Source organism: Salinigranum halophilum (genome assembly GCF_007004735.1).
GTDB classification, from domain to species: Archaea; Halobacteriota; Halobacteria; order Halobacteriales; family Haloferacaceae; genus Salinigranum; species Salinigranum halophilum.
This window is the reverse complement of sequence record NZ_SSNL01000003.1, coordinates 389,103-413,547: the sequence shown is the minus strand read 5'-3', so window position 1 is coordinate 413,547 and position 24,445 is coordinate 389,103. Positions and strand designations below refer to the sequence as shown.

General features: G+C 62.6%; 28 protein-coding genes and 1 pseudogene. 21 read left to right on the top strand and 8 right to left on the bottom strand.

Annotated features, from left to right (window positions below):
• Positions 1-17 precede the first annotated feature (17 nt).
• From E6N53_RS06680 to E6N53_RS06650, 7 genes are all read left to right on the top strand, one after another.
• On the top strand, positions 18-587 hold the full coding sequence (locus E6N53_RS06680) for a DNA-directed RNA polymerase (RefSeq protein ID WP_136589595.1): 570 nt from the start codon (positions 18-20) through the stop codon (positions 585-587).
• The gene (gene spt4 / locus E6N53_RS06675) at positions 587-784 is read left to right on the top strand and encodes a transcription elongation factor subunit Spt4 (RefSeq protein WP_136589596.1); all 198 of its coding nucleotides are present in this window, start codon (positions 587-589) and stop codon (positions 782-784) included. Before E6N53_RS06680 ends, spt4 begins: the two co-directional genes overlap by 1 nt.
• Positions 785-789: 5 nt before the next feature.
• On the top strand, positions 790-1,335 hold the full coding sequence (locus E6N53_RS06670; RefSeq protein WP_142857906.1) for a GTP-dependent dephospho-CoA kinase family protein: 546 nt from the start codon (positions 790-792) through the stop codon (positions 1,333-1,335).
• A gap of 96 nt (positions 1,336-1,431) precedes the next feature.
• Complete coding sequence (locus E6N53_RS06665; protein ID WP_136589598.1) at positions 1,432-1,746, top strand: 30S ribosomal protein S24e; 315 nt, start codon at positions 1,432-1,434, stop codon at positions 1,744-1,746.
• A gap of 12 nt (positions 1,747-1,758) precedes the next feature.
• The gene (locus E6N53_RS06660) at positions 1,759-3,357 is read left to right on the top strand and encodes a bifunctional N(6)-L-threonylcarbamoyladenine synthase/serine/threonine protein kinase (protein WP_142857904.1); all 1,599 of its coding nucleotides are present in this window, start codon (positions 1,759-1,761) and stop codon (positions 3,355-3,357) included.
• A 203-nt stretch (positions 3,358-3,560) separates the two neighbouring features.
• Positions 3,561-3,833, top strand: coding sequence for a DUF5808 domain-containing protein (locus E6N53_RS06655; RefSeq protein WP_136589600.1), 273 nt, complete (start codon positions 3,561-3,563; stop codon positions 3,831-3,833).
• Positions 3,834-3,884: 51 nt separating this feature from the next.
• Positions 3,885-4,508, top strand: a complete 624-nt coding sequence (locus tag E6N53_RS06650) for a non-canonical purine NTP pyrophosphatase (RefSeq protein ID WP_142857902.1) — start codon at positions 3,885-3,887, stop codon at positions 4,506-4,508.
• Between the two features lie 155 nt (positions 4,509-4,663).
• On the opposite strand, the gene E6N53_RS06645 is transcribed toward E6N53_RS06650, so the two are convergent.
• The 3 genes from E6N53_RS06645 to E6N53_RS06640 form a co-directional block, all read right to left on the bottom strand.
• Positions 4,664-5,137 carry a DUF7384 family protein gene (locus E6N53_RS06645; protein ID WP_142857900.1) on the bottom strand — a complete coding sequence of 158 codons (474 nt, stop codon included), beginning with the start codon at positions 5,135-5,137 and terminating at the stop codon, positions 4,664-4,666.
• Positions 5,127-5,249 (bottom strand): hypothetical protein, encoded by a 123-nt coding sequence (locus E6N53_RS21420; protein ID WP_269090092.1) that lies wholly within the window; start codon positions 5,247-5,249, stop codon positions 5,127-5,129. Before E6N53_RS21420 ends, E6N53_RS06645 begins: the two co-directional genes overlap by 11 nt.
• 343 nt (positions 5,250-5,592) lie before the next feature.
• Positions 5,593-6,261, bottom strand: a complete 669-nt coding sequence (locus E6N53_RS06640) for a potassium channel family protein (RefSeq protein WP_136589603.1) — start codon at positions 6,259-6,261, stop codon at positions 5,593-5,595.
• Between the two features lie 113 nt (positions 6,262-6,374).
• On the opposite strand from E6N53_RS06640, the gene E6N53_RS06635 reads away from it, so the two are divergent.
• From E6N53_RS06635 to E6N53_RS06610, 6 genes and pseudogenes are all read left to right on the top strand, one after another.
• Positions 6,375-6,995: a metal-dependent hydrolase gene (locus tag E6N53_RS06635; protein ID WP_201741090.1), complete on the top strand. Its 621-nt coding sequence runs from the start codon at positions 6,375-6,377 to the stop codon at positions 6,993-6,995.
• 201 nt (positions 6,996-7,196) lie between these two features.
• Positions 7,197-8,519 carry a tyrosine-type recombinase/integrase gene (locus E6N53_RS06630; protein ID WP_142857897.1) on the top strand — a complete coding sequence of 441 codons (1,323 nt, stop codon included), beginning with the start codon at positions 7,197-7,199 and terminating at the stop codon, positions 8,517-8,519.
• Between the two features lie 890 nt (positions 8,520-9,409).
• Positions 9,410-9,544 (top strand): hypothetical protein, encoded by a 135-nt coding sequence (locus E6N53_RS21415; protein WP_269090091.1) that lies wholly within the window; start codon positions 9,410-9,412, stop codon positions 9,542-9,544.
• A gap of 117 nt (positions 9,545-9,661) precedes the next feature.
• Positions 9,662-10,270, top strand: a pseudogene (locus tag E6N53_RS21605) (DUF6610 family protein); the annotation flags it as partial.
• Between the two features lie 99 nt (positions 10,271-10,369).
• Positions 10,370-15,532, top strand: coding sequence for a hypothetical protein (locus E6N53_RS06615; RefSeq protein ID WP_142857891.1), 5,163 nt, complete (start codon positions 10,370-10,372; stop codon positions 15,530-15,532).
• Between the two features lie 198 nt (positions 15,533-15,730).
• Entirely contained in the window at positions 15,731-16,210 is a 480-nt protein-coding gene (locus tag E6N53_RS06610; protein WP_161596518.1) for a hypothetical protein, read from the top strand.
• Positions 16,211-16,389: 179 nt separating this feature from the next.
• On the opposite strand, the gene E6N53_RS06605 is transcribed toward E6N53_RS06610, so the two are convergent.
• The 5 genes from E6N53_RS06605 to E6N53_RS06585 form a co-directional block, all read right to left on the bottom strand.
• Positions 16,390-17,043 (bottom strand): ATP-binding protein, encoded by a 654-nt coding sequence (locus E6N53_RS06605; RefSeq protein ID WP_201741089.1) that lies wholly within the window; start codon positions 17,041-17,043, stop codon positions 16,390-16,392.
• A 74-nt stretch (positions 17,044-17,117) separates the two neighbouring features.
• Positions 17,118-17,519 (bottom strand): hypothetical protein, encoded by a 402-nt coding sequence (locus E6N53_RS06600; RefSeq protein ID WP_142857885.1) that lies wholly within the window; start codon positions 17,517-17,519, stop codon positions 17,118-17,120.
• The gene (locus E6N53_RS06595; RefSeq protein ID WP_142857883.1) at positions 17,516-18,043 is read right to left on the bottom strand and encodes a hypothetical protein; all 528 of its coding nucleotides are present in this window, start codon (positions 18,041-18,043) and stop codon (positions 17,516-17,518) included. The genes E6N53_RS06600 and E6N53_RS06595 overlap by 4 nt, the downstream gene beginning before the upstream one ends.
• Positions 18,040-18,396: a hypothetical protein gene (locus E6N53_RS06590; protein ID WP_142857881.1), complete on the bottom strand. Its 357-nt coding sequence runs from the start codon at positions 18,394-18,396 to the stop codon at positions 18,040-18,042. Before E6N53_RS06590 ends, E6N53_RS06595 begins: the two co-directional genes overlap by 4 nt.
• A gap of 4 nt (positions 18,397-18,400) precedes the next feature.
• Positions 18,401-18,643 carry a hypothetical protein gene (locus E6N53_RS06585; protein ID WP_142857879.1) on the bottom strand — a complete coding sequence of 81 codons (243 nt, stop codon included), beginning with the start codon at positions 18,641-18,643 and terminating at the stop codon, positions 18,401-18,403.
• A gap of 288 nt (positions 18,644-18,931) precedes the next feature.
• Here E6N53_RS06585 and E6N53_RS06580 point away from each other — a divergent pair, with 288 nt between their 5' ends.
• The 8 genes from E6N53_RS06580 (at position 18,932) to E6N53_RS06545 (ending at position 24,430) form a co-directional block, all read left to right on the top strand.
• On the top strand, positions 18,932-19,216 hold the full coding sequence (locus tag E6N53_RS06580) for a hypothetical protein (protein WP_142857877.1): 285 nt from the start codon (positions 18,932-18,934) through the stop codon (positions 19,214-19,216).
• Positions 19,217-19,227: 11 nt separating this feature from the next.
• The gene (locus tag E6N53_RS06575; protein ID WP_142857875.1) at positions 19,228-19,776 is read left to right on the top strand and encodes a hypothetical protein; all 549 of its coding nucleotides are present in this window, start codon (positions 19,228-19,230) and stop codon (positions 19,774-19,776) included.
• Positions 19,776-20,480, top strand: a complete 705-nt coding sequence (locus E6N53_RS06570) for a hypothetical protein (protein ID WP_142857873.1) — start codon at positions 19,776-19,778, stop codon at positions 20,478-20,480. The genes E6N53_RS06575 and E6N53_RS06570 overlap by 1 nt, the downstream gene beginning before the upstream one ends.
• A 204-nt stretch (positions 20,481-20,684) precedes the next feature.
• Positions 20,685-20,864, top strand: a complete 180-nt coding sequence (locus E6N53_RS06565) for a hypothetical protein (protein WP_142857871.1) — start codon at positions 20,685-20,687, stop codon at positions 20,862-20,864.
• A gap of 2 nt (positions 20,865-20,866) precedes the next feature.
• Positions 20,867-23,272 carry a cell envelope integrity TolA family protein gene (locus tag E6N53_RS06560; RefSeq protein ID WP_142857869.1) on the top strand — a complete coding sequence of 802 codons (2,406 nt, stop codon included), beginning with the start codon at positions 20,867-20,869 and terminating at the stop codon, positions 23,270-23,272.
• On the top strand, positions 23,272-23,799 hold the full coding sequence (locus E6N53_RS06555; RefSeq protein WP_142857867.1) for a hypothetical protein: 528 nt from the start codon (positions 23,272-23,274) through the stop codon (positions 23,797-23,799). Before E6N53_RS06560 ends, E6N53_RS06555 begins: the two co-directional genes overlap by 1 nt.
• Positions 23,799-24,212, top strand: a complete 414-nt coding sequence (locus tag E6N53_RS06550; protein ID WP_142857865.1) for a hypothetical protein — start codon at positions 23,799-23,801, stop codon at positions 24,210-24,212. Before E6N53_RS06555 ends, E6N53_RS06550 begins: the two co-directional genes overlap by 1 nt.
• An 8-nt stretch (positions 24,213-24,220) precedes the next feature.
• Positions 24,221-24,430, top strand: a complete 210-nt coding sequence (locus E6N53_RS06545) for a hypothetical protein (RefSeq protein WP_142857863.1) — start codon at positions 24,221-24,223, stop codon at positions 24,428-24,430.
• The last annotated feature ends 15 nt before the right edge of the window (positions 24,431-24,445 follow it).

Below are 24,445 nucleotides of genomic sequence, written 5' to 3'. Positions count from 1 at the left end.
CAGGACTCAAACCACGTATGTACAAACGGGTACGACTCAAAGACACGGTGGAAGTGCCGCCTCGCCACCTGGCGGACGTCACCCCCGGACGGGTGAAGCGATTGCTCCAGGACAAACTCGAAGGACGGATGGACGAAGACGTCGGTAGCGTCGTCAGCGTCATCGAAGTACACGACATCGGGGAGGGCTCGGTGCTGCCGGGTCGCCCGGGCGTGTACTACGAGGCGGAGTTCGACGCCGTCACCTTCGACCCACAGATGCAGGAAGTCGTCGACGGGAACGTCGTCGAGGTCGTCGAGTTCGGCGCGTTCGTCGGCATCGGCCCCGTCGACGGTCTGCTGCACGTCTCGCAGATATCCAACGAATATCTCGCGTACGACGGGGAGAACCAACAACTCGCCTCGACGGAGTCGAACCAGACGCTCGGCGTCGGCGACTCCGTCCGGGTGCGAATCGTGACGAAGAGCGTCGACGAGCGCAACCCGCGCGACTCGAAGATCGGCCTCACGGCGAAGCAGCCCGGCCTCGGCAAACACGGCTGGCTCGAGGCGAAGCGACAGGAGTCGGAAGCGGAGGCCGGTGACTGATGGCGAAGAAGCGACTCGCCTGCCGCGAGTGTCACCACATCAACGGGCCCGACAACCAGACGTGTGACCTCTGTGGCTCGTCGTCGCTCACCGAAGACTGGGCGGGGTACGTCTACATCACTCACCCCGAGGAGTCGGAGATCGCCGAGGAGATGAACGTCTCCGACCCCGGTGGCTACGCGCTGAAGGTCCGCTGAGCCCGATGCTCCGCCTCCCGAAATCGCTACGGAGCGAGTTCAAGGAGCCGTTCGGCCCCGTCTACACCGACGCGGACGACCTCCTCGCCGAGGTCGACGGTCCGCTCGTCGCCGTCGGCGACGTTGTCACCGCACACCTCCTGCGTGCCGGGAAGACCCCCGACGTCGCGGTCGTCGACGGCCGGACGAAACGCGAGTCGGTCTCGGCAGAGACGGCGGCGGCGCTGGACGAACTCCCATCGGGGACCGCTGTGGAGAACCCCGCCGGCGAACTGTCAGAGTCGATACTCCGGGCGCTCACCGAAGCCATCGACGCGCCCGGACCACAGGTCCTCGACGTCGACGGCGAGGAGGACCTCGTGACGCTCCCGGCCGTCGTCGCCGCCCCGGACGGCGCGAGCGTCGTCTACGGCCAGCCCGACGTCGGGATGGTCTGCATCCGGGTCACGCCCGAGTCGCGAGAGACGATGCGAGGGTTGCTGCGGCGGTTCGACGGCGACGCTGACGCCGCGCTGGCGATGCTGGACGGAGCGGGAGACGGCGACGCCTGAAGCGGAACATGCAGCGACGTCGGAGGTCGTCGTGGCGTCGTCACGTCCTTCGAAATCCTTTTGCCTGCCTCGGAGCGAAATAGAAGCAACTGAACCATGGAAATCGAAATCATCGACGAGGACGAGAATCCGATGCTCCACCGGACCGACGTCCGGTTCGAGGTCGTCCACGAGGAAGCAACTCCCTCTCGTCTCTCTGTTCGCGACAGTCTCGCCGCGAAGCTGAACAAAAACTCCGACGAGGTCGTCGTCCACACGCTCGACACGAAGTTCGGGATGCGAAAGACCGTCGGCTACGCGAAGGTGTACGAGAGCCCCGAGTTCGCCCGTGACGTCGAGCAGGAGTACATGCTCGAGCGGAACAAGATCACGAGCGGCGACGAACCCGAAGTCGAGGCCGAAGAGGCCTGACTTCGCGGACAGGTGCGCGTTCTCGGTATCGAAGGGACGGCCTGGGCAGCGAGCGCTGCGGTCTTCGACGTCGAGGCCGACGACGTGTTCATCGAGTCCGACCCCTATCAGCCCGAGAGCGGCGGCATTCACCCGCGTGAAGCCGCCGAACACATGGGCGACGCCATCCCGCGTGTCGTCGAGACCGCGCTGGCACACGCCCGCGCGCGAGGCGGTATCGACGCCGTCGCGTTCTCACGTGGCCCCGGCCTCGGTCCCTGTCTCCGCATCGTCGGGACCGCCGCACGCGCCCTCGCCGGGGCGCTCGACGTCCCCCTCGTCGGGGTGAACCACATGGTGGCTCACCTCGAAATCGGCCGACACCAGTCGGGCTTCGACTCCCCGGTGTGTCTGAACGCCTCGGGCGCGAACGCCCACCTCCTCGGATATCACAACGGTCGCTACCGGGTGCTCGGTGAGACGATGGACACCGGTGTGGGGAACGCCATCGACAAGTTCACCCGCCACGTCGGCTGGTCACATCCGGGCGGCCCGAAGGTCGAGCGGGCCGCCGAAGACGGCGAGTACGTCGACCTCCCCTACGTGGTCAAGGGGATGGACTTCTCCTTCTCCGGCATCATGAGCGCCGCGAAGGGCGCGTACGACGACGGCGTCGACGTGGAGGACGTCTGCTGTGGGCTCCAAGAGACCGTCTTCGCGATGCTCGCCGAGGTCGCGGAACGGGCGCTGTCGCTCACCGGCACGGACGAACTCGTGCTCGGGGGTGGCGTCGGTCAGAACGCACGGCTCCGGGAGATGCTTCGGGAGATGTGCGAGGCGCGCGGGGCGTCCTTCTACGCGCCCGACCCGCGGTTCCTCCGCGACAACGCCGGGATGATCGCCGTCCTCGGGGCGAAGATGTACGCCGCCGGCGACACGCTCGCGATTCCCGAATCCGCGGTCGATTCGAACTTCCGGCCCGACCAGGTCCCCGTCTCGTGGCGCAGCGGCGAGGAGTCCGTCGCGCGGACACCGTCGGAGACGGGGACCGTCCGCGGTGCCGAGGCGACCGTGACCACGGCGGGAGCCCTCGTGACGAAGCGCCGACTCCCGAAGGAGTACCGCCATCCCGAACTCGACGAGCGACTGCGACGGGAGCGGACCGTCGCCGAGGCACGACTGCTGAGCGAGGCTCGACGGGCAGGGGTTCCGACCCCACTCGTTCACGACGTCGACCTTCCCGAGGCGACGCTGACGCTCCAGTACGTGGGTGAGGTCGACCTCGCCGGGGCGCTGTCGACGGAGGCGACGCGGCTCGTGGGCGAGTACCTCGCGACGCTCCACGACGCCGGCATCGTCCACGGCGACCCGACGACGCGGAACGTCCGGGTCGGCGAGCGTGCGGGCGAGTCGGTGTTCTTCGTCGACTTCGGGCTCGGCTTCCACACGGGACACGTCGAGGACCACGCGATGGACCTCCACGTCTTCGGGCAGAGCGTCGAGGGGACAGCCGAGACCCCGGAGCCGCTGTTCGACGCGTGTCTCTCGGGCTATCTCGACTCCGGGGGCGCGGCCGCCAGGGCGGTGGTCGACCGGCTCCGGACGGTCGAGGGTCGCGGTCGGTACCAGTGACTCGCGAACGGACGGGGCGAACGGGCGACACTCGGGGGGACGGGGTGTCGTGTCGCCGCGTCGCGGCACACCCCGCAGTGGCTGTCAGTGCACACCGACCGGTGGCCGCGGTATCGGACAAGAACCTTCGGCAGCAGTGACCGGTCGCGCGCGGTCGGGGACGGAGGCTAAACCATTTACCCGGCGCCGTCGTACGGGAGCGTATGGCTGAGAAACCCCAGTCCGGTAGCATCTTCGGTGTTCCCTACAACTTCGAGCGGCCGAGCGTCGGCCGCCTGCTGTCGTCGTACTGGCAGCCCGGAAAGGGCATGCTCGTCGAGAAGCCCTTCGGCATCGGCTACACCATCAACCTCGCCTCGTGGCGCTCGTGGGTCGTGCTCGGCGTCGTCGCGGCACTCCTCTGGAACGAACGACAGGGTGCAGACGACGTCGAATCCGTCGAGGACGACCCCGTCGAAGTCATCATCGACGACTGAGCCGAACGGCCGAATCGAACCTGCTTTTGCTCGCGACGGTCCAGGAGACGTATGCTCAGATACGTCACCACGAATCCCGGGAAGGTCCGCGAGGCGACGGAGTATCTCGGCTCGGCCGTCGCCCAGCTCGACTTCGATTACACGGAGATACAGAGCCCGGAGCTCGGCCCCATCGCCGCACGCGGGGCGAGAGAGGCGTACCGTCACGCCGGCGAGCCCGTCCTCGTCGACGACGCCGGGCTGTTCATCGACGCCCTCGATGGGTTTCCCGGTCCGTACTCGTCGTACGTCGAGGAGACAGTCGGCATCGAGCGCGTGCAGGAACTCGCCGCGGCCGAGACGGACCACCGCGCCGCCTTCCGGTGTACGCTCGCGTACTGCGACGGTGAGGGGTTCGACGCGAGTCCGGACCCCGTCGACCGCGACGACAGGACCGTCGCGGCCGCGACCGGTCCCGACGGGGACGACGAGTCGAGCGGTCTTCCGGTGAAACTGTTCGAGGGCGTCGTCCGTGGGCGCATCGTCGAACCGCGCGGCGACGGCGGCTTCGGCTACGACCCCATCTTCGAGCACAACGGGAAGACGATGGCCGAGATGGGCACCGAGGAGAAGAACGGCGTCTCACACCGGGGGCGCGCGCTCGCGAAGTTCGCTGAGTGGTTTGCTGAGCGGTAGCGAAGCGAATCTCGGAAGACGAGCAGTGCGAGTCTTCCGGTGGTATCCCGAACGGAGCAACCCGGAGTGACGGATGCCTCGTCGGGCACGAGGTGGCGGAGACGGTTCGCCGACCGCCAGGACGGCGGCTCGGACCGGTGAGACGCTCGCCAGTCCTAGCCACGTGGGTCACAATCGGGACCCGGATAGTCGCCTCCGACGACCTCCAGATAGAGGCTCTCGGCGTCGAACAGCGTCGCGAACGCCTGCGGCGGGCGGACGCTGAGCGGGACGTGACCCTGCAGCGACGCGCCGGCGCGGGCGCTCCCGAGTCGTTCGTCGAACGAGAGCAGGTGCATCGCGCCGCCGCGATACGCCGACGCGAGTCCGGGGTGGTCGCCCGTGGGGTGGTCGACGGGTTCGCGCCACACCGCACAGCGCGCTCGCCAGTCGCTCGCGAGTGCCGCGTCCGCGAGTCGCGTGATGACCGCCGCGGCGTCGTCGAGGAGCGCGTCGCTCGCGACGAGCGTCATCCACGAATGGCGTCTGACGTGGTCGAGCGCCGCACGCGAGGCGCCGCCGACGAGGAGGTCGGCGGCGAGGACGTCGGCGTCGGCGACGACGCGGGCCGGACTCGCGTCAGTCGACACGGTCGTCCTCGCTCTCGGCGTCGGCGTCACGGACGGTCGCGAGCGCGGTTCTGACGGCCGCTTCGGACACGTCGTACCTCGTCGCTCGTTCGAAGAGGGCCTCCCAGGTCACGAGTGGTGGTACACGTGGGCGCGACAAGAGAGTTACCGGTTCGCCGCCGGGTCCGGCCGTATCCGCCGCAGAATCCGACCGGTTTCGCTCGACAGAGCCGTGCTGTCGGTCGGTTTTTCGCGAGGGAGTCACACGCCTGTCTGACGCGGATTTAAGGTGACACCCGCGGTGGGAACTGGTGGGCGCGCACTACGGCCTCAGTTCCCATCCTCCCACCCGCGCGCCCGGCACACCCCACAGCTGTTCGGTGTGCGGCACCGGTCGGCGGTGCCTGTAACGCTCCATCTCTCCCGGTCGCCTGCCGTCGGTGCTGTCTCGCGGCGGCGGGCCACCACTCTCTCACTCAGGCTTCGACCGCGTCGCCGAGCAGCGCCGTCTTCACCTCGTCGACGGCGTCGAGATCGATGATGAGCGCGAGCTGGTCACCGACGTGAATCTCCGTCCCCGGGAGCGGAATCGTCATCTCCTCGCGGTCGTGACTGTGTGCATAGATGCGTGCCCGTGGGCCGAGGTCGACCTCCGAGACACGCTGTCCGACGACCGGTGCTCCCTCGGGAACCGTGACCGTCGAGAGCTGGAGCCGTTCGGTGAGGTCGCCGAGCGCGTTGAAGTTCCCGCCGAGCAGTGCCGTCTTCGCTCCCGCCGCGCCGAGGCGCTCGGGGTAGATGACCTCGTCGACGTCCTCGGCGTACTGCTCGTAGATCTCTTCGCGGTAGTCCTCACTGATACGCATGATTGCCCGACAGTCGAACTCCTTGCCGATCATACAGGCTGCGAAGTTCACGTTCGGGTCCCCGGTGAGCCCACCGACGGCGTCGGCGTGTTCGATGCCGGCGCGTTCGAGCGTCGCCTCGTTCGACCCGTCTCCCTCGACGACCTCGAACCCCGCCTCTCTGGCCCGTTCGACCTTCTGGTCGTCGTTCTCCACGACGACGACGTTGTGGCCTTCCTCTTTGAGGACGCGTGCAGTCCGCGCACCGACACGGCCGTACCCGACGATAACGAATCGCATACCCACGAGTACGCCGCCCCGAACTTAAAGGATGGACCCCGTCGAGACCGAGCGTCGACACGATACCACGAATCACGACAGCGTTTTTTCTTCGACGCCCCAAACTGGGGACGATGATGGCAACGACCCACGCCCTCGCCGGCGTGGCACTCGCAGTCGCGGTCTCCCTGTTCGTCCCCGAGGCGGGCGGACTGCCGGTCCTCGCTGCGGCCGTGGGTGGCTTCTTCCCCGACTTCGACCTCACGGGAGACCACCGCAAGACGCTACACTTCCCGGTGTACTACAGCGTCGCCGCGCTCCTCGCGGGCGTCGTCGCCGCGGCCGTGACGACGCCGACGACGCTCGCGGTCACCCTGTTCCTCGCCGCGGCGGCCCTCCACTCCGTGATGGACGCGGCGGGCGGCGGCCTCGAACCGCGTCCCTGGCTCGGACAGGGCGAGCGAGCGGTGTACAACCACGCGAGCGGCCGGTGGATCGCCCCACGGCGGTGGATTCGGTACGACGGTGCGCCGGAGGACCTGGTGCTCAGTGGCGCGCTCGCGCTCCCGGCGCTCCTCGTCCTCGACGGCACGGCACAGCTCGGAATCGCCGGCGCGCTCGGAATCTCGGTGGTGTACACCGCCCTGCGGAAGCCGCTCGTCGCGCTCGCCGACAGAGTGGTACCACAGATTCCGGAGGACGTGTTCGACCGCCTCCCGACCAGAGTGGCCTCGTTCATCGCGGCGTATCGGTAACGGGGTCTCACCGCGTCTTCGCGCCCATCGCGGCCAGCGGAGGCTCGTTCGGCGAGAGCGGTGAAATGAGTGATTGACGGTACGTAAACCGACGGAGAACGGACATGCGCCGTCCGGGAATTGAACCCGGGCTATTGGCTTGGGAAACTATACGACATCTAAGACAGTTAGTCTTATCAGACCTTCCGTCGTCTCTTGGGTGTGGTATCAGTCAACGACCCCTCGGACTACGAAGGCAAATACCAGCAGACTCGGAAGCGGCTTCAAAAGGCCAAGATAGACGACAAAGACCGACAGGCAATTCGAGCTCTCATGGACCGCCGTGACGCCAGCGGTCAATACGAAGCCAGCACACAGGGCAACCTGCTCACGATGCTGATTCGGTGTGCCGAGTTGACCCACAAGCCCCTACACGAGTACGAGCACGACGAGTACAACTCCGACTTCTCCCACTTCCTCAATGGGCTACAGCAGGGCACCATCGAAGGTGCCAAGAAGGGGGGATACTCCGCAGAGTACGTCCGGTCGTTCCGTCAAGCCCTTCGATTGTTCTTCAAACACCTGGGTCGTGACTGGCACGAAGAGATCGAGGTCGGGCAACCTACCCCAGGAAAAATCACCGAGGACGACTGCTTCACCTCCGACGAGACAGCCAAGATGTTCATGGTTGCCGACGAGCGAGACTCGGCGATCCTCGCGCTCATGCTGGCTACCGGACAGCGCATCAGTGCCCTCGCTTCGATCCGACTGAAGGATATCGAGATTAAGGGGAATCGCGGTGGCTTCAATCTCAATCCGGAGGCTGCCGGCCTCAAAGGGGCGAAGGGCTACCGACCGATGATTTGGGCGACTCCCTACGTGACGCGGTGGCTCAACAAACACCCGCACTGGCCCGACTACGACGAGGACGACGCACTGTTCGTCACCATGCGAGGAGGGCGTCACTACAACAAGGGTGACCCGTTGGGCTATTCCGGCTTCGAGAAAACTATCTCTCGGCTCGCTGCCTCCGCGGGTGTCGACGAAGAGAAGGCACAAACCCATCGGCTACGCCACACCGCGATTCGCCGTATGATCCGGGATGGTCTCAGCGACCAGCGTATCAAATACATGGTCGGCTGGCACAGCGACAGTCAGCACCTCGACCGATACGGTTCCCTCAAGGACAAGAGCCACGCCGAGGACATCGAGGACCACTACGGTATGGCCACCGACGACGACGAAGAAGAGGTTGGCCACCTGTTCGAGAACTGTCCGAGTTGTGGTGTCACGATCTCGAATCTCACAGGGGTTGCGTTCTGTCACTCATGCGGTGTCCCACTCAGGCACTCGGCAGAGAACATCGACCAGATGGCCGACAAAGCACTGTGGGAGTCGAAGGGCGAGACTGAGACGGTCGAGGAAGAGCAGGGACTCGACGCAGCGAAAGAAATTCTGTCCGATCCCGACGCAAAAGCCGCTATCATGGCCGAAATGAAGGAAGAACTTCTCGCGGAATTGCGGGCTGAAATGGGCGAGGAGTAGGAGTCGAACCCCCTCAATTATCTCATCGGGCATTGGTTTATGTGTATGTCCTCAAATCACGTTGAGTCTGAGTGGAAAGTGGAGTGGGCTGCACCTGCTCCACACGGAGATGAATATCTGGACAAATTGATGCTGAGCCGAGAACAAGCAATTGAGTACGGTGACGAACTCGTGTGGGCGTTGCGGGTAGATGGGGACATGCTGCGAGAGCGAGGATTAGACCCCAAAGAGCCGTTTGCCTGGAAGATTGAGGATGGTGAATTGTCTACTAAGCAGATAACGCGTCAAGCGTTTGAGGAAGTCGCGGAGAGTGATCGAAAGGATTCCTACTATGCCGAGACGATACTTCGGTATCGAGCAGAGAGACGGATTCGTCAATCCTAACACCTATTGATCACACCTCGCTTTGCACGAATAACGATATAGCCGAGAATCCGAACAGGACTGTCCGTTTGTCTTTTTCAGTAACCCACCAATCGATTCGACGGGGATAGTAGGGCCAGAATCAACCCGGCGATATTGTCCACCGTGTCGCCCCCCACGCTCCAACCCCCCTTTTCGACGGTTTGTCTGTCTTTTGTACCTACCGCCGAACCTCGGCCCGTGAACAACGAACTGTTCGATGGACGAGACGGTCCTACTGGTACAGTCACCGACACAACTGGAAGCCCCATACCCGATCCTCCGAACATTTCCGGCCTCTCGAATAGCCGAGTTACCGTGTCGATACTCGTGGCACTCGGTGTCTTTCTCACCTACCCACTCCGTCTCGGAATTACTTCGGCCACCGGCCTACCAATAGCCGGTCAAACCGGCCTCGGACTGTGGAGTGTCACCATCGCTGCTCCACTCGTTACCTACCTCGTGCTTCAAGCCCGAGAGGCTGCGCGATGAACCCGGAAAACGAGGTCATCATCGGGATGTCTCTCGCCGGGATCTGTGCCTTCGCCATTGGTGCCGTCCTCAATAATCGGATCGACATTGACGACCGCGAGACAGTTGAGGTAGAAATCACTGTTCAGTAATCCTTCCGACTCGGCCAAACTCTGACCAATTAGTACCACCCAAGTTGGCTCTCAGTCGGCCGGTATTGATATTCTCTCCAATTTACATACGGCTCCCTCGGCTAGCACTGTTCGGTAATGACCGAACCTATCGACGTGTGCGCCACCGCCTACGGGACAGAGGCGGCAGAAGCTATCTCCCGCTCGGGAGCGCACCTCGGTTACGAAACATCGAGGAGTCGGCCACCCGACTCCCTCGAAATCGAGTTTTGCGACTACAACTTTCGAGACCGGACACCGTTCGAGGAGCACCTCGCCGCTGTGGAACGAGAACAGCCAAAGCTAGCGGTTGCCCCCGACGTGCAAGATGCCGCCGATCTCGATGAAGCCACCGAACAAGCCGACCGCCTCGCCGAGCACGCTGAGACTGTCATCATGGTTCCGAAGGGCGTTCACCCGACCGAGATTCCCGACCGTCATCGCGTCGGGCTTCCTCTCGCTAATTGGGACATCGGCGCAGACGGCGATCCTGAAGGGTTCTTCGACACTCGCGGGAAGCCGGTGTTTCACCAGTGGACCGAGTATCGAGACGTTGACTCGGTACACCTCCTCGGGGGAGGTCCGAAGCTCCAACTCCACGTCTCGAAATTCGGTATTCCAGTCGAGAGCGTCGACGGGGCTTCTGTAATCAAGGCCGCCCGCTCCGGGGGGCTGTTCACGCCGGACAAGTGGATCAAGACCACTCGGGAGTGCCCCCCGCTGTACGAGAAGATGCAGCACTCGCTCGACAATCTCGTGAGAGCGTGGTCTGTTAGGTACAACTACCGACCTCCGATCTCACCAGAAGTGTACGACGCCAGCGAGTGTCCCGACCCGGCAGAGTCCGATTCCGAGGACGAAGGATGGGACGAGGCCGAGAACATCGAGGCCGAACGCCGCATGAGCGAAGCCGGATACGGCCCGCCAACTATCACACCCGACGAGGCCGATCTGTGGAGCCCGCAGGATCACCGAGATGGAGTTGTCCCAGAGAGCATCGACTGGGAGGCCCGAATCAACGAGTCCGAAGAACGGGCAATGCGAGCCGCCGAGCGGGCGCTACGAGCTGATGGAGGACAGACCGGATTCGAGTCCTTCTCACCCGATGAGGCCGACGAGAAGAAACAGAAGCCCACGGTCATGGGCTTCGGCGACTACCGCCAGCGGTCGCTCGACCGGCTTGATGCCACTCCGCACCTCAGTCCAATCAAGTCGTTCGGGAGTATCGACGAGATGGTCGAGGCAGTCGAAGAACTCCACATCCCCGGCTACTCGAAGCCGCCAGAGAGGATCGTCGAGGGGCTCCGACGCGCCTATGACGAGCTACCCAGCGACGAGGCCCGACGCTACTACCTCAACGACTACAAGCTCGGTCGCACTATCAACGCCGCTCGACGGGCGTTCAACGACTGGGTCGGTCGAAAGAAGCGATACGACCAGATACCCGGCTGGGCCGAGGCCGGACCGTCGAACTATCCCGTCCGCAAGCATCGGAAAGCCAGTGACTCCGAGCGTCGGGGAAAGGAGGAGTTCGACGAGAAGATAGAACGGCTACGGGGCCGAGTGAACGGCGCTCGAAGCCGCGCACTCAAGAAGGCCGGAAGCTCCGTCGCCGAACAGAACGAACTGAAACGTGAGAAGCTACGGGACGCCAAGCGAGGCGAACTGTCCGAAGGCGACCTCGTGGTCTTTCGCAATCCGAACCTCCACACCGGGCGCGTCGTCCGGGTGAACCAGAAGAGCGTCCGAATCGAGTACCCCAACCCGCTTCGAGGCGGGACGCTGTGGAACAGCGACGAGCCACAGCCCGAGACGCTGAAAACGACCCAGCAACTCGACTCATCGTTCCTCAAGAAGCTCCCGAAGGCCGAGGTCGTCGAGGGGAATTTCACCAAGGAGGAGGCCTCGAACGTTCGAGACGCACTGATTGAGACGGGGTTACTCCCCGAGGCCGTCGAGGCCGACGATACCGACACTGACGACTCCACAGACATGACCGACAGCAGCCTCATTGACGAACTGAAAGCACAGGGAATCCCCGCACAGGGAGCAAAGGCAATCGCCTCGAAATTCACGACCCTCGACGAAGCCTTCGGCGCGACACCGAGCACCATCGAGGACCTGAAGGGCGTTGGCCCGTCGAGCCTCGATGCATGGCAGAAGGCTCGCAAGGCATACCTCAACCGCGACGACGAACCCGACGAGGCCGACCGCACCCGAGCGTTCGATCCCCGCGATCTGCTCGACGACGACGTGGAGTTCACTGGGGAAATCGAGTGGCAGGACGTGGCCCACCCCGAGAACGTCCCCAAGAGCGAGAAGGAGGTGGAAATCGACCTCGCCCGCCGTATCCTGCAAGCCGGTGGCGCACGTACCGGCTTCAGTCACCACGAAGACGTTCGCGCCAGTATGGGTCGGTGGTCTACCGAACACGAGGACGACCCCGATAACCCCGGTTACTGGCGAGAGATGCACTACAAGCTCACCCCGTATGAGCGGTCGTCGGGCAACTTCGGAAGCGACGACATCGACCCCGACGAACAGCCACAGAAGGCACTCAACCGTCGATACCAGAAGGCCCGCACAGTTATCGCGTGGGCCTCGGACAACATCGACGCCGACGTACTACGAGAGATCGAGGACGAGCAGGCGAAGGCCGCTGCCGACGCGTGGCTCAAAGAAGGCGAGAAGCAGGCCACGGTGAGGGCAGACGCCAAGTTCGAGCGTGACCCACCGGACGAGGTGAACGGCTGGGTACGCTGGGCCGACCACGGGAAAGAGGACGTGGTGTTGGCGTATCGGGGCATGAGTCACGGCATCCCATCGGTCACAGCTATGTACGAACTGCCGGACGGTACCCTCGCGGCTGGCGAGTACGCTCTTTCCGACTGGTTCACCCGCAAACCCGCGAAGGACATCGGGAAGAACAGCGTCGTCCTCATTCGAGAGGACCGCACCGTCTACGGCGAGCTACGGGCACACGTCGAAGCCTTCGATGGAGCCGCACCGATCCCCGAGAACATCAACGGATGGGAACGCTACGAGGGCGAGTGGTGGACCTACATCAATCCCGAGAACACTGTGTGGGTGACGGTCGAAAGCGCCGAGAAGAACCGTCACAACGTCGTTGTCGAGTCCGACTGGGGGACTATCGAGCGCGTTGAAAGCGGCGTGTTCGGGAACAAGGCAGTCGAACTGGCGACCGACTGGATGCAGAACCACAACCCTGGAGACATAGCAGCCGAAGCCGTCGAGGCCGACGACTACACCGGCCCGTTCAAGGACAAGCACATGGAGAACGCCCACTATTGGGCCGCTCAAGCCCTCTGGTGGATGAAAGAGGGTCCGAACGCGGGCATAGACGGTCGGTATTACGTCGAGATAATCGGTGGCAAGCCCGTCATCGTGATGGACGACTCGTGGAACGAGGACACCGTCAACGCCGTCAAAGACGGCCTCCGTGACTACGGCTTCCCTCCTCCCCTCAATGAGCGCGAGTTTGACAACGAGTGGCGACTGTTCGTCAGTAAGCCCACCGACGAACGGCTTGTGTCCGGTGACGCCGACTGGCGCGAGTTCGAGAGTCAAACCGGTTTCGAGGACACGAAGAACCCGGAGCAGGCAACAGACGAATCCGAGCAGTGGACCGACAATCGCGACGACCGTGGCGCGGGGCAGGGTCTCGAACTGTTCGGCATAGAGATTCAGGAGGGGACCGACAGCACCAGCCGCGAACACCGCGCTGCGCAGAACAAGGGCTACCTCGCCACGCCCAGCGAACCCACCAGCGTCGAGAACGAACGTGAGGGGCTGGGTCGCTTCGGTGTTCGGACCGCGGACACGAAGGGCCTCGAACAGTTCGAGCGCCAGCAGGAATCGAAGCTCCGAGAAAAGCAACCGTGGGGTGAGTCGGAGATTCGAGGTAAGCGCCTCACCCAGTTGAAAGTCGGGCAGATTCGCCACCACGCCGCGAACGACGATCTCTGGTTGGTCCTGAACGTTGCCGACATCGACGGCTTCGGAGCCGACAACCTCCGCAACGAGGTGGATGATGTAGCAGGCCTCGTCGCCTACTACGATACCCACGGAGGCTTCGGCGATATCGACAAGGTGGGGCCAAAGATGAACGACCGACTCGTCGAGATCGTCCCACTCGTCAGGGACGCTATCGGCGACGAATCCACGAGCGACGAGTGGGACGCCGAGAAGTACGCACGGGAAGCTCTCGACGCCGCCGACGCGAAGGCCGACGCCTTGTATGAGATGTCGGACGAGGACGTGTGGGGACCGGCGTTCGACGGGCTTTCCGAAGTCGAGTGGGCATTGGGGAAGGACATGGGTGCCTCCGTCAGTGACCTCGACGTGAGCAACTTCCTCTACCAAGACGACGAAACGCGAGATTACGAGGAAGAGGACACCGCCGCCGGATTCGCCGTGTTCGCCAACTTGGACGCGACCGCCGCAGAGAAAGCCGACCTCGACGTGCTCGACACCCTCGACGCCGAGCGAGACGCTGAGCAGGAGGCCGACGAGCAGGCCATCCAGTCCACTGCCGAGGACGACAACGGCGACGGCTACCGCAAGACACTCTCGCACAGGTTCGACACCCGAGAAGCCGCGAACCTCATGCGCGATGAGCTACCCGACGAGGCCGAGACGAGCAAATACGACCGTCGACACAAGACCGTCGAGGTGTACGCCGACGCCCTCTCGGAGAAAGAGCGCGACACGTGGGAAACCGAAACTCTGGACGACCAGCGTGAGAGCGATGTAAAATACGGACAGACCGATCTCACCGACGACGAGAAGAAGCGTCTCAAGAAGCGTGACGGGTGGACGTGGGGAACCCACGGCTTCCACGCTCGGAGCGCGAAGGCCATCCTCACGTACCACGGCATCTCCGACTGGCTGGCGAAGTACGACCACACAATCGAGGCCCGCGAACACCTCTCACTAGTGCCCCAGCAGACCGCCCGGACCATGCAGTTCGATGCGGACGGGACGGGGGCAGGTGCCCAGCGTGGGGGCGGTGCGAACTACACCGACGCCGACGAGGACGACGCCGCACACGTCGTCGCACGACGCGCCAAGAGCGCCAAGAAAGCCCAGGGCGAGGAGTGCCATCACGCTGAGGAGTGGTGTGGGAAGGGCGACGAAGCCGCCTGTGTCCATCTCGTGAGTGACTGCGGCTGGACCGACGAGGAAATCGAGGAGATGAGAGCTGACGTGGCCGAGATGGAGTTCCGTATGGACTCGCTGATCACGGACGACGGTGGGCCGATTGAGGAGGGCGAGGAAGCTGTCACCGCCGAGGTCGTCGAGGTCGCTGGTGGCGACGGCACCGAGCTTCCGCCCTTCGCGCTTCGGACGTTACAGCGAGCGTGGAACGGCTTTCGGGCCGCCGCTCTCGAAGCCGAGGAGAGCAAGAAGGCCATCGAGAACTACAACGACGCTCTCCGAGAGGCCCGCGAGTACGGGTCGATGGTCAACGAGGTTCGAGCCCGTTTCGGACAGGAGCCGATGGAGATACAGACGACTGTGACCGTCAAGACCGAAGGCGGGAAGAAGGAACAACGGACGGTCGCTCTCGCCGACCTCCCGAGACTCGTGAACGTCGAGTGGGGAGACGCCGGGACGAACGCCCCGACCGCCGAGACGGAAGGCACTACGCTGTTCGGTCGCCTCGGCGGGCTGTTCGAGTTCGACGCGCCGACCTACGATCCGATGATCGACATGGCGACGGATGGCGGTGTTGCCGTCGCTGCGAACGCCACGGCGACGAGCCTCATGGACACCGACTATCAGAAGGCGCTCGAACACCACCGTCGCCGGTCGCCGAAGGCTCAGGACATGGACGAAGGCATACAAGCACGCGAGCAGGTCGTGGACTTCGAGACATGGATTCAAGCACCGAACCAGATGGACTTCGTAGGCGTCGATAGTTTGAAATTCGTCGGAGTGAGCCTCTAAAGCGATTCTGTTGAACTCCTTGAAGTTCGACAAGAGTCGCGTGCGAGATACAGAGGCTGTATGCAGCATCAGTCGCTTGTTGGTTTCACGTGGATACGACTGATTCAGCCGGTACTGTGTGTGGCTATTGAAACAGTATAATCTGCTGTGGCCCGCAGAAAGTATTTGTCACAACGCCTTCCAATTTTGGTAAGACTCATGCCCTCCTCTCGGCGGGATTTTGCACAAGGATTCGGAGTACTATCGTTAACTTGGCTCGCGGGTTGTACATCCTTCCCATCATCGTCACCTGCTTCTACGGAGTCCAGTGACGCTTCCCCAACAGCTACACCTACTGAAACTGGTGTGACCCCTGAGCCGGACAATCAAGAACTCACCGTGGTGAATCTCTCGGACGATGTACACACCGTTGGAGTGCGGTTAGGAGAATTTGAACATATTCCAGACGGAGGTGGAACCCCAGTCGAATCTGGAACATATGTGTTCAACGACGAATTCGAGTTGGCACCAGCAGAGAAGATAAAGCTACGTGAGTACAGGAAACCCGGAGAACATTATAACTTCGTGCTAATTATTGATGGGAATCTAGTTATCGATGAAGTTTTGGATGCTTCCGAGGGGTTGACGATTGAGATATTAGATGCTGAAACGGTGGACATCGAGCGAACCTTTATTTGAATGAGCAACATCGGCGCAACGACGAACGACGGATGGTAGACATTTGCCCGTGACCGACTCACGCTTTGTATCGAACGATTCGGTCGGCTTGTTTTCGGCGACCCGCTGGTGACCGACTCGCGCTGTGTATTCATCACGCCCTCGAAAACCTACCAACGACGGAGAGTTTCAGTACAGCCCTATATCGGGAAGTGACGGTCGGCGATTCCGTCGTCGCCGGAAAAGTGCGGACGCTTCCGCCCGATACCATCTGTCTCAAGTTCCTCCCATTGGCCGGTGGCTTTGTTCTCGACGATAGCCTTCCGAGCGGGGAGTTTCGCCAGTTTGTCACCGGGGAACGAGGATGTCTTGTTCACCTTCTTGATGTCGTTATCGTCTGATAGCGCGAAATACACCCGCTTGTCCGCTTGCGAAATAAGCGTCGTCGGCAGGAGAGCCGGGCGCTGGGAACAAAACAGCGTCTCGACGCCGTGCTTCCGACCACCCGTGATCGCCCGCTCGACCGCCTCGGGAAAGTCGTGTTCCTTCAGGATGTTGTGGGCCTCGTCACACGAGATGAACGCCGTGAGTTCGGGCCGGATGTCTTTGCACAGTCGCATGACCGCCCGACAGATCGCCGCGAACATTTCGCGTATTTCGTCGTGGGTGAGGTCGTCGGGAACGACTCGAACCTTCCGGTGGTTCCACAGCACACGCACCCAGTCGAGAGCGTTGGCCGTGTCTTTGTCAACCGTGAGCGTCAGGTACAGCGGGTCATACTCGTTGTCCTGGTCGGACAGCCCGCCTTCCTCATCCTCGATATCCATGTGAACGGCGAGGTCGAAGTCCGGCACCGACTGTTCGAGGAGATAGCCCGTGTAGTAGCTCTTGCCGGTCCCGCTTCGACCGAGAACGGTGATACGGGCCATTACTCGTCCGTCGTCGAATTGAGACTGCCGACCTTCGCACGACGGTAGTTCTCGAACTCGTTTTCACCCATCGCTTCGCGGAGGATCTGGTGGTTGTAGTCCTCCAACTCGTTGAACACCATGAGCAGGGCCACACCCTCGCCCTGAATCACGCCCGCAAGCAGTTCCGCCGCCCGCTCGGGCGTCATCTCGTTGATTTCGAGATCTACGCCCTGCTGCTTGGCGATCATCTTGGTGTCGAGCCGCTGGATGTTGATGATGTCCGCCATGATGTCCGCTGGGCTGTCGCCCGTCTCGTCGCTAGCCTGCTTCAACATCCTCTCGACGCCTTTGGGGTCGTTCATCAGCCCCATCACCTGCTGTGGCCCCATGTCGATATTCAGGCCCCTCATGCCGCTCATTCGTCGACACCTCCGAGAGCCTGCTTCAGTTGCTGGATCTGTTGGTCCCCGTCCGGCCTCATCCACATCACGACCGCCGAACACACCAGCACCGATCCGAGCAGTCCCCACGCTGGATCAACCTCCTCATCGGTATCTGACAGCACGTACTCCTCGGCGCACCGACCGGCGTAGTGGCCGAGACGGAACGCGCCGAATACCTCGGTGAATTCCTGTTCCAACTCCTCTTTTTCCTCGTCGTCGAGGCCGACCACGGCGAGACGCGCCGCTCCTTCGTTCATGGCCGACGAGAGGCCGCCCGTCGCTGCGTCGAGGCCGTCCATTATGTCGCTCGACTCACCGGGCGTCGAACCACTACTATCGCTCTCCGCGTCCTCTACGTCGTCGAAGAGGTTGTCCCCGCCATAGTCGTCCTCACCTAGCTCTACCTCGGCGACGTTCTCCGGCTCACTCGGCGCATCGTCGTCATCGATGGTCGACATCTCGGGTACGTCGGGCTGTGTCGCTATCTCCGGCGTCGTCACTGCTCACCACCGTCCATGTGGCCCGACTCGACCAGATACTCAAGCACCTCGTCGTCGTCAGCGCCCACGTCACGAGGGTCTGGTTTGCCTATTGCCGAAGTTGGACCGTCGTCGCCGAGGTCTACGTACTCGCGCCCCTCATCGTCCTCGCCTCCGTCGTATTCACCAGGGGACCGGGACTGGCGGACCCACCACACGAGAACGGCGAGGACCACCACGGCACCCACCGCGAATGCCGCCTTTCGCTTGTCTATCGAGGGGAGTGGTACCCCCGACCCGGCGGTGTCGTCGAGGTCGTCTGTGGTTGGCGTACTGGGCGTCTCGTTCTTGATGTCGGAATAGTCGTCACTCATCGAATCACCAGTTGTATTCGGTGCCGCACTCGTCGCACTCGTCAGGATAGCCCGTATGGTCCGTCTCGCACCCCTCGACGGGGCACACGAACTGATTAGGCGAGTCGTCCACCTTCGCCGCCAAATCCGACAGCTTGTCCGCATAGTCGTATTCGTCGAACGGAACCAACGCCGGGTCGTCGGGATCTTGGTCAGGCGGCATGACCATCGCGTTCGGCGACTGCTTGAACGCCGCTTTCGTCGTCATGGGAAGCCACCGCTCACACCCCAGACACCGGGAGCGGAACGGGTTCCCGGCGCTCGGAGAGTTGTGCAGTCGCTTGTCGAGGACAGGCACCACCCGCTCACTGGCGCAGTACCGGCACTCGCCCAGTGGATTCGTTGTTACACCCATGCCCAATCAGGGTCTGGTTTGAGTATGAGACAAACACTTCACCAAGAATCAGCCGCTGTCGACTGGTTTTCTAAATCGAATCCGCCAATCACCAATTAATTGGCCCGTATAACCGCACAGGTCGGAAAGGCACGTCTCGTAATGGCTTCACTTAGTGTGAATCGTGCCACCTCGACCCTCATGGCCCCGGCGTTCATCAAGTCCGCCGTCATGATTGTCGCGGGTTCGCTTCTCGCACAGATCGCGACAAACTGGATGCGCTCGAACGTCATGGACCTCTCCATGCGTGGTGGGGACGCCGTGTACGCCGTCGTAACGGCGTTCCTCTCGCTGGCGATTCTTCCGGGCCGATATGGCCGACCGCTGGCGATGGGTTCGACCGCTACCGCCGTTCGCGTGGCCGCTAACGAGTTCGGTCTGATTTAAACCACACAACAATGGAAATCGCAAACCAGGCCGTCGAAAAGGAACTCACCATCGACGACAGCAAGCCCTTCGTCACGAAGCAAGACGTTGCGGCGGCTGACTCCGAAACACCGGCCTACGAGATCAAGGGGCCACGCGGCTACGTCGTTGGAATCCCGGTCGGGGCCAACTTCGCCCCCGAATTCCGGGACTCTGCGGGAGCCCCCATCGATCCCAGTGCCCGCGTCACGCTCCAGAAGTGCGACCGCCAGGGGAACAGACTCGGTGGCAAGATCGCTATCACGGACCTCCTCTCGTCGTTCGACTACGAGCAGATGAGGACCGATCCCGACTACTTCCGGAAGGTCACGAAGCCGCTGATGATCGACGAGGATGAGCTGGTTCGATGTTTCATCGACATCCCGGCTGGTTCCAACGGCTTCAGCGCCTCGGAAAGCCGCCTCACCATCGGTGACGACACCTCGGACTTCGGTGTCCCAGCCGAGATCGTGAGCCACAGTGACCTCACGACCGAGGAGAGCAAGGCCGTCAAGCGTGCCTCGACGCGAGGTGGCCGCTGATGTCCGCCGCAACCAACGAGTCGATTCAGGAGTACACCATCTCGCAGACGGGGTCCGTCCTCGGCTCCTCTTACGTCGTCCGCTCGCAGAACCAGGTATCTCCCCAGCTTGAGACGCCGATTCTCGCCTTCGAGTGTCCCGACAAGTTCGACTGGATCGAACTGGTCGCACAGCGCCACCCGACGAAGTTCGTTCCCCGGACGATGGAAACCCTCTCGGGCGACGGTGCGACTACGACGTTCACTCTCACGACACCGCTTCAGTCGCACCACGGCGAGACGGAACTGGCAGACCAGAAGTTCCCGACCGTCGTGGCTGCCGAGGTCGGCGGGTCCGAGCTTGCCATCGATTCGGTGGACTACACTGCCAATACCATCACCTTCGCCGCTGCGCCGCCGAACGGCGCGGACAACGTGAAGGTCTATCCGACGGTGAGCGACGGGACGCTCAAGTACCGCGGTGTGAACCAGTTCGGGCAGGTCGAGGGCGTTATCTCCGACTGGGGAACGCCCGTGTACCGGTTCCTCGACTTCGACCAGAACAAACGCGGCACCGAGGTCAACATGCACGGGTCCATCCGGTTCGGCCAGTACGAGAAGCTGGAACTCGTGTTCGACAGCGATACTCAGATCGTCTGGACGGACGACGACTACCCCGGTAGCTACGTGTCCACCTTCGAGCAGAAAGTCGACATCAAGCTCTGAGGGTGGTAGCATGGGCGTTATCACCGAGACGGTACGTGACGCCCCGGAGGTCGACACTGACACGACTGCCGACACAGCCCGTCGTGTCTCCCGTCGCAACTCTCCGTTTTTGAACGCCTACGAGCCACCGGAAGTGGATGTGTCGGGTCGAGATATCGCTACGGCTCTCTCCGCACTCGCGGCTCTTGCGTCACTCATCGAATCATGATCCGAGAAAGTATCCGAGAAACACCGGAGTACCGTGCCGAGGCCGTCGAGGCCAACGAGCGTCGGGCTGGAGCCGAGAGTTCTATCTCGGTCGAAAAGTCCGATGCTCAGCTGTACCTCGACGTTCTCACGGTCGTCCTTCTGTTCCTCATCTACACCGAGTTGCGGGGTGCGTGAATATGGCGTTCCGCACTTGGTACTCGCCGAAGGAGACGAAGAAGAACGACCGCGACTACAAGCGAGAGCAAGAGAAGAAGAAAAAGAAGGAAGCCGAGAAGAAGAAACAGTCCTCTTCGTCGAGTAGTAAGTCGTCGCGTTCGTCGTCGAAGTCGAAGTCGTCGTCGAGTCGAAACCAGACGCCCCACAAGAAGGACAAGAAACGAAAGCGGAGCAGTTCGTCGTCGTCCATCGTACAGGCCGCGCTTGCCGAAGCGAAACGGTACGAGGCCGAGGACAAGGCCCTGAAGGCTGCCCAGGAGAAAAAGAAGCGCGAGGCCGAGGAAGCGAAGCAGAAGGCCGAACGCGACAAGCTGTTGCGGAACCTCGGCGGTACCTCGTCAAGCAGCAAGTCGTCTTCCTCGAAATCGTCGAGTCGGTCGTCCTCGTCTTCCTCGAAATCGTCGAGTCGGTCGTCCTCGTCTTCCTCGAAGAAGTCGTCCGAGTCGTCTATCGTCTCAGCGGCGAAGGCCGAGGCGGCCCGGTACGAACAGATCGACCGAAACACACCGAGGAAAAAGTCGCAAGACCCGAAGCCCTCGAAACCGTCAGGAACGGACCTCGCTGACGATATCGGGGGGTTCATCGGGAACCTCACTGGCGTCACCAAGTACCTCCAGTCCGACGACTACCGTGAGAATCGTGCGGCCAAAGAGGCCGCACAGGAACAGGGCGGCATCCTCGGCGGACTCGCCGAGTTCGACGCCGGGGTCCGCACGACCACCGACCTGGTACTCGACAATCCAAACCTCTCGGTGCAGGACAACCTTCGAGCCATCCTCGGGCCGAACCTTTCTGACGAGGAGTTCGCTCGTGAGCGCCAGGAGTATTACGCGGACCTCACCCGCGCTGTCGATGAAGGCGTGACCTCGACCGGTCTATTCGAGGGGAAGTACGCCCGTCCGGCTGTGGATTTAGCCAGCGAGGTCCTTCAGTCGCCGTTCGTGGCGGCTGGTAAGACGCTCTACGGTGTGGATATCTCGGCGTCGGACGGCTCGACCTCTGCCTCACCCGGTACGCTCGACATCTTCGAGCTTGCCACGCTCGGTGGCGGCTCGACTGCGAAGAACGTCGTCACCAAACGGGTCGACGACATCCTCGGGCGAGGTGATACGCTCGTCGACGACGCGGGAGCGTTCACCACCCGAACGGTGGACGACGCAGGAACGCTCACCACTCGAACGGTCGACGATTCGTTCACTGTCACCGACGAGGTGGCTGAGACGACGGTACGGTCGGCCGACGATGCTGGGACCACCACGTCTCGAATCCTCGACGACGCTACCGATGCGGCGAAACGGACAGTTGACGACACCGCACCTGCCCTCGATGAGACAGCCACCACGCTGTTCAAAGACCCACGGGTCACGACTGGCGGCGGAATTGTACTCGGTGGGGCTACCGTGTTGGGTGCGTCCACTCTCCTCGGTGGCGATACATCTGGGGGGACCGACGATCCTGCCACCACTGACCCGTTCGCCACCTCGACGACCAGCATTACCGCGACCTCCCCGACGTCGGACGGGACGAGCGGTGGCGATGGTTCCGGGGGTGGTGGTGGAACGGACTCCTCGGGATCGGAAGATTCCATCGTCGACGCGGCATACGCCGAGGCTGCCCGCTATCAGGCAATCGACGACGCGCTCAACAATTCACCGGGCTGGGCACCCGCTGAACTGGTCGATTACCTGAACAACGGATGGAACCTCATGTCCGTGGCAACGACGGACGGGACGGAAACCCGGTTCTTCGTCGCGGCACCCGGTGAGTCGTCGAGCAAGTTCCTCGACCAAACCGGCGTCGAACAGACGTATCCCAACACCACGACCATCGAATCTCTGCCGTTCTTCGCTACGGAGGAGGCCGCGCGAGACGCCCACAAGCTGTGGATTGCGAAGAACGTCTCGGGTGGCGGCACCGTCCCCGAGGACGGCGCTGTCCCCGAAGGTGGTGCGTCCGCATGGTCGGTGTGGGAGGAGGTTCAGACAATCGCCCCGTGGCGAATCTTCCACCGCACGGACGGCGAGAGCGACGAGTACCTCGCATCGTCCGTCAACGAGACGGGCGACAACGTGTACCTCGATTACGACGGGTCGGTCGCCTACACGCCCAAAATCTACACCGACCTGGACGCTCTCGACGCGGCGCTCGTCGCGTACTACGAGAAGCTGGATAACGGTGAGATCGCCGTCGAGGACGAACCCACCGGGGGTTCGCCGAACAAGGAACTCATCGAGAGAGACACCGAGAAAACGACGACTGCGACCGACTCGACCTCCGTGGTCGAAAAGCTCACCGACAACAAGGTCGCCCTCGCGGCGCTCGGCGTCGGTGCTGTCGTCATGCTCGGCTCACAGGAGGCCGAATAATGGTATACAGCACAATCGCAATCAAGCTCGCCCGAGTCGCTGGCGTTCCCATCTCGAAGGCGATGAAGCTCGTCGACGACATCGGGACTGGGCCGGCGAAACGTCTGGTCGACGACGTAGCCGAACGGACGGGCAAGGTCGTGGACGACGCAGGGAACGTCGTCGACGACGCCGCGAGCCGTGGTGACAGTATCGTCAGATCGTACTGGAAGCCCGCCGCCGTCGTCGGCGCGACCACCGCTGGCGGCGTGTTCCTGTTCCGTGAACAGGACGTACGGCGCATGAAGGAGATTGCCGAGACGGAACAGAGTGCGGACGACGCCCTCGCCGACATCATCAACTCGGACCTTCCACCAGAAGCGCGGCAGAAGCTCGTCGAGATGTACCTCGAAAGTCGGGAGCGTACTGTTCCCCATACGAAGGGCAACGAGAGTGGACTGTTCGGCGACTCGACGACGCGACTCGTCGTCACACTCCTCGTCGTCGCGGTCGTGATGAACTACGCGCTCAACGGGGGGACGCAGTAGTGCCGTTCCTCCGTGACGCGGGTGACGAAGCCCTCGCCGAACTGAAGGCGATCCGCAAGGCGCTGGCCTCGAAAGAGAACGACGAGGACGGCGCGAGGCCCGCCCTCGACCAGCCACGGTCGGGCAACACGGCGACGTACTTTTCGACAGGGCCGGAACCGGTCGAGGTCGCGTCCGACGACTGGCAGAGAGTGGACTTTGGCCGGGTGCTCTCCGAGGTCACGATCCGCCACACCGACGATATCGACGTTGCCTTTCGCAATCCACAAAACACCGAGTCAGCCGCGATCCCCCTCGACGACGTGGGGGAGTTCTCGATGGGTGGCCGACCACCCCTCAACTCGGCATACGTGTGGGTCCGACAGCAGAGTTCCGCAGCCACGACGCCCACGGTCGTTATCGTGGGGTACTGAATCCACCAATGCCAAACGCAGAAGAAACCGATCTCGTCGAACGCATCAAGCTCCTCGAACGCTCCGTCTACTCGTCTGCGATGCCGACACCGGAGAACGTGACGCTCAACGGGGACAACCTCGTCATCTCGAACGGTGACGTAAAGCTCTACGTCGGGGACACCGCTCCGGCGAACCCCGAGGCGGGCGACCTCTGGATCGACACCTCCTCGCCATGACGATAGGGACGACTG